At 68.2% G+C, this 3,569-nt stretch carries 5 protein-coding genes; all 5 read right to left on the bottom strand.

Annotated features, from left to right (window positions below; translation table 11 throughout):
- Positions 1-449 (bottom strand): ABC transporter ATP-binding protein (locus LPZ50_RS23150; protein WP_230665199.1); only part of this gene is annotated, 449 nt, incomplete at its 3' end.
- On the bottom strand, positions 446-1,285 hold the full coding sequence (locus LPZ50_RS23145; protein ID WP_230665198.1) for an ABC transporter permease: 840 nt from the start codon (positions 1,283-1,285) through the stop codon (positions 446-448). The genes LPZ50_RS23145 and LPZ50_RS23150, both read right to left, overlap by 4 nt.
- 11 nt (positions 1,286-1,296) lie before the next feature.
- Complete coding sequence (locus LPZ50_RS23140; RefSeq protein ID WP_230665196.1) at positions 1,297-2,112, bottom strand: ABC transporter permease; 816 nt, start codon at positions 2,110-2,112, stop codon at positions 1,297-1,299.
- A 45-nt stretch (positions 2,113-2,157) separates the two neighbouring features.
- Positions 2,158-3,168 carry an ABC transporter substrate-binding protein gene (locus tag LPZ50_RS23135; RefSeq protein ID WP_230665194.1) on the bottom strand — a complete coding sequence of 337 codons (1,011 nt, stop codon included), beginning with the start codon at positions 3,166-3,168 and terminating at the stop codon, positions 2,158-2,160.
- On the bottom strand, positions 3,165-3,569 hold a 405-nt coding region (locus LPZ50_RS23130), incomplete at its 5' end, for a substrate-binding domain-containing protein (protein ID WP_230665192.1). The genes LPZ50_RS23130 and LPZ50_RS23135, both read right to left, overlap by 4 nt.

Below are 3,569 nucleotides of genomic sequence, written 5' to 3'. Positions count from 1 at the left end.
GCCAGCGCCACGCGCTGGCGCTGCCCGCCCGACAACTGGTCGACGCGCCGGTCGGCGTAGGCGTCCAGGCGCACCAGGGCCAGCAGTTCGCGCGCGCGGTCCAGGCACTGCGCGGCGCTTTTCTTGCGCACGCGCAGGCCATAGGCCACGTTCTGCGCCACGGACATGTTGGGAAACAGCGCGTAGTTCTGGAACACCACGCCCACGCCGCGCGCCTCGGGCGCCAGGGCGCTGACCTCGTCGTTGCCGAAGCGGATGGAGGCGCCCGCGTCGGCCTGTTCCAGGCCGCATATCAGCCGCAGCAGCGTTGTCTTGCCGCAACCCGATGGGCCCAGCAGCGCCAGGGTTTCGCCGCCCTGCACATGCAGGTCGACAGGTTGCAGCGCGCGCGAGCCATCGGGCCAGGTCTTGGCGCAGCGCGCCAGGGTAATGGCAACGGGGTCGGTCATGGAGTCGAGATCCGGGTAGAGGAATTGGCGGCGGGCCGGGCCAGGCGGGTCGGGCGGTCGCCGCGCGCCGCCAGCCATTGCAGGCCCACCAGCAGCGGCACCAGCATCAACAGGAACACCAGGGTGTAGGCCGAGGCAATTTCCAGCCGCGACGAGGCGTAGCTGTCGGCCAGGCCGACGGGCAAGGTCTTGGTCAGCGGAGTGTGCAGCAGCCAGGTCAGGTTGAATTCGCCGATGGACAGCGTCAGCACGGTCAGCGCGCCGGTGACAATGCCGGGCGCGGCGTTGGGCACCACGATCTGCAGAAAGCGCTGCGAGCGCGACGCGCCCAGCGTCGCGGCCGCTTCGTCCAGCGTGGCCAGGCCCGCGCCATGCATGCTGGCGCGCGCGGCGCGCACCATGAAAGGCAAGGTGAACAACACATGGCCGATCACGATGAACCACAGGCTGCCGCGCAGGCCCTGCACCGTGCCCCACGACACGATCAGCGCCAGCGCGGAAGCCAGCCCCGGCACGGCCACGGGCAGGGTCAGCAGTTCTTCCAGTGCGCGCGCCACGCGGCCGCGGTGCAGCGTCAGCACCCAAGCGGCAGGCACGCCCACCAGCGTACAGATGGCCAGGGTCAGCAAGGCCACCGCGAACGAACGCCAGATGGTGTCGGCGTACATGTCCCATACCTGCGCCACCCAGCGCAGCGTCAGGCCGCTGGACAGGCCGACAAAGTAGTTGTTCGTCAGGCCCGCCAGCACCGACAGCACGACGGGGCCGATCAGGAAGGCCGCCACGGCCAGCGTTACGGCCAGGCCCAGGCGGGTGTCGGTCTTGGAAGTGTTCATTCCGTGCCCCTTTACGCCGCGGCGCCCACGCGCGCGCCCGCCAGGCTGTGCGCCAGGTACAGCACGGCCCAGGTGGCCAGGCCCAGCACAATGGACAGCGCGGCCGCCACCGGAATATTGGCGTAGTTGGTGAACTCGTTGTAAATGGTGATGGGCAGCACGTCGATCTGCGTTGCCAGCGTGAAGGCCGTGCCGAACGCGCCCATGCTGGTGGCGAAGCTCATGGCGCCCGCGCCGATCAGCGCCGGCGTCATGGCCGGCAACTCAATGTCCACGAAGCGGCGCCAGGGGCTGGCGCCCAGCGTGCGGGCGGCTTCCAGCAGGCTGGTGTCGATCTGTTCGGCGGCCGCCGCCAATACCCCGATGCAGCGCGGCAGCGAAAAGTACAGGTATCCCAGGAACAGCCCGCCCATGCCGTAGGCGAACACCATGCGGTCGCCCGTCAGCCAGTCGGTCAGGGTGCCCAGCACGCCCTGGCGCCCGGCCAGCAGAATGATCAGGAAGCCCACCACCACGCCGGGAAACGCCAGCGGGAAGGTCAGCAGCGACATCAACAGGCGCCGCCCGGCAAAGCGCGGGTGCCAGGCCAGGAAGCGTCCCACCGGCAGCGACAGCGCCAGCGTGGCCAGTGTCGCGGCCAGCGATAGCGCCACGGTGTTGAACAGGCTGATCCAGTACTGCGGGCGGGTCAGCACCGTCAGGTAGGCCGACTGGCCGTCCTTGCTTTCGGCGCCCACCAGGGCCAGGCCCATCATGGGCAGCAGCCAGAAGGCCAGGAACAGCGTTGCCGCGGGCGCGGCAAACCAGATCCATCCGCGGCGGGCCATATCAGCAGCCCCCCGCCCGCATCCGGGCAACGCGGTTCCCGGGCATCAGTTCACCTCTTGTGCGTAGCGCTGCGAGAACGCGCGTTGCCCGGCCGCCATCTTGGCGTAGTCCACCGTGCCGACCCGCGCGTACTCGGATTCCGGCAGGAACTTCTTCTGCGCCTCGGCCGAGATGGCCTCGGGGCGGATGGGGCGCAGGAAGGCGTTGGCCCAGATGGCCTGGCCTTCATCCGACAGGGTGAAATCCAGCACCTTCTTGCCGTTGTTGGCATGCGGGGCCTTGGCCACCAGGCTCATGACGTACGGCACGGCGATCGTGCCTTCGGCGGGAATCACGAACTCGATGTTGCTGCCGTCTTTGTACTTGGCGCGATAGGCGTTGAAGTCGTAGTCGACCAGTATCGGTATCTCGCCGGACAGTACGCGCGCGTAGGCCGTCTGCTTGGGCACGATGGGGCGATTGGCCGACATTTTCTTGAACCAGTCTAGGGCCGGGCCGAAATCATCCAGCGTACCGCCCATGGCGCGGTTGATGGCCACCGCGCCCACATAGCCCACGAAGGCCGAGGCCGGATCCAGATAGCCCACCATGCCGCGATACTCGGGTTTGAGCAGGTCGGCCCAGGAACGCGGCACCGGCTTGCCGCCCAGCGCGTCCACGTTCACCATCAGGCCCAGCGCGCCCGAATGAATGGCAAACCATTTGCCGTCAGGGTCTTTCATGCCATCGGGAATCTTGTCCCAGTTGTGCGGCTTGTAACCCTGCACCAGTCCGTCCTGCGCGGCCTGGATGCCGAAGGTGACGCCGTAGTACACGACGTCGGCGACGGGGTTGCTTTTCTCGGCCGCGATCGAGGCCAGCGACTGGCCCGAGTTCTTGTTGTCTGCCGGTACGGTAATACCCGTGGCTTTTTTGATGGCCTTCAACTGGGTGCCCCAGTCGGCCCATTCCGGCGGGCAGTTGTAGCAAATGGCATTCTGTGCCTGCGCCGAGGCGCCGGCCAGGGCCAGCGTCAGCGCGGCGGCACGCAGCACGGTACGGATTAGTGGTTTCATGACGAGCGTTTCCTTGAAGAGGGAACTGGGTGGGCAAGGGGAGCGGCGGTGCCGCCCTGGATAAGGCGGTGCGGCAGGCGCACCGACGCGGGGGTCTCGCCGCCCAGCCGCGCCAGCAGCAGCGCGCAAGCGGTTGCCCCGATCTGGCGGCTGGGCTGTTCCACGGTGCAAAGCGGCGGAACCATCAGCGCGCCGATACTGACGCCGTCGAACCCGCAAACCGCAATGTCATCGGGCACGCGCACGCGCAGCGCGGCCAGTTGCGCGATGACCGAAGCGGCCAGCAGGTCGTTCGAACAGAACAGCGCGGTGGGGGCGTTGCCGCGCGCCAGCAGCTCGCGCAGCAGGCGCGCGCTGGACTCGGTGTGGGCCGCCATGGCCAGGTGGGCCACCGGAGGCAG

The sequence above is a fragment of the Bordetella petrii genome, from assembly GCF_020991325.1.
Taxonomy (GTDB): Bacteria; Pseudomonadota; Gammaproteobacteria; order Burkholderiales; family Burkholderiaceae_B; genus Bordetella_A; species Bordetella_A petrii_E.
This window is presented reverse-complemented; position numbering and strand designations above follow the sequence as displayed.

What these genes read in the sequence shown, in the direction of transcription:
- LPZ50_RS23145 (WP_230665198.1), bottom strand. Translation starts at nt 1,285, where the DNA reads ATGAACACTTCCAAGACCGACACCCGCCTGGGCCTGGCCGTAACGCTG.
- LPZ50_RS23140 (WP_230665196.1), bottom strand. Translation starts at nt 2,112, where the DNA reads ATGGCCCGCCGCGGATGGATCTGGTTTGCCGCGCCCGCGGCAACGCTG.
- LPZ50_RS23135 (WP_230665194.1), bottom strand. Translation starts at nt 3,168, where the DNA reads ATGAAACCACTAATCCGTACCGTGCTGCGTGCCGCCGCGCTGACGCTG.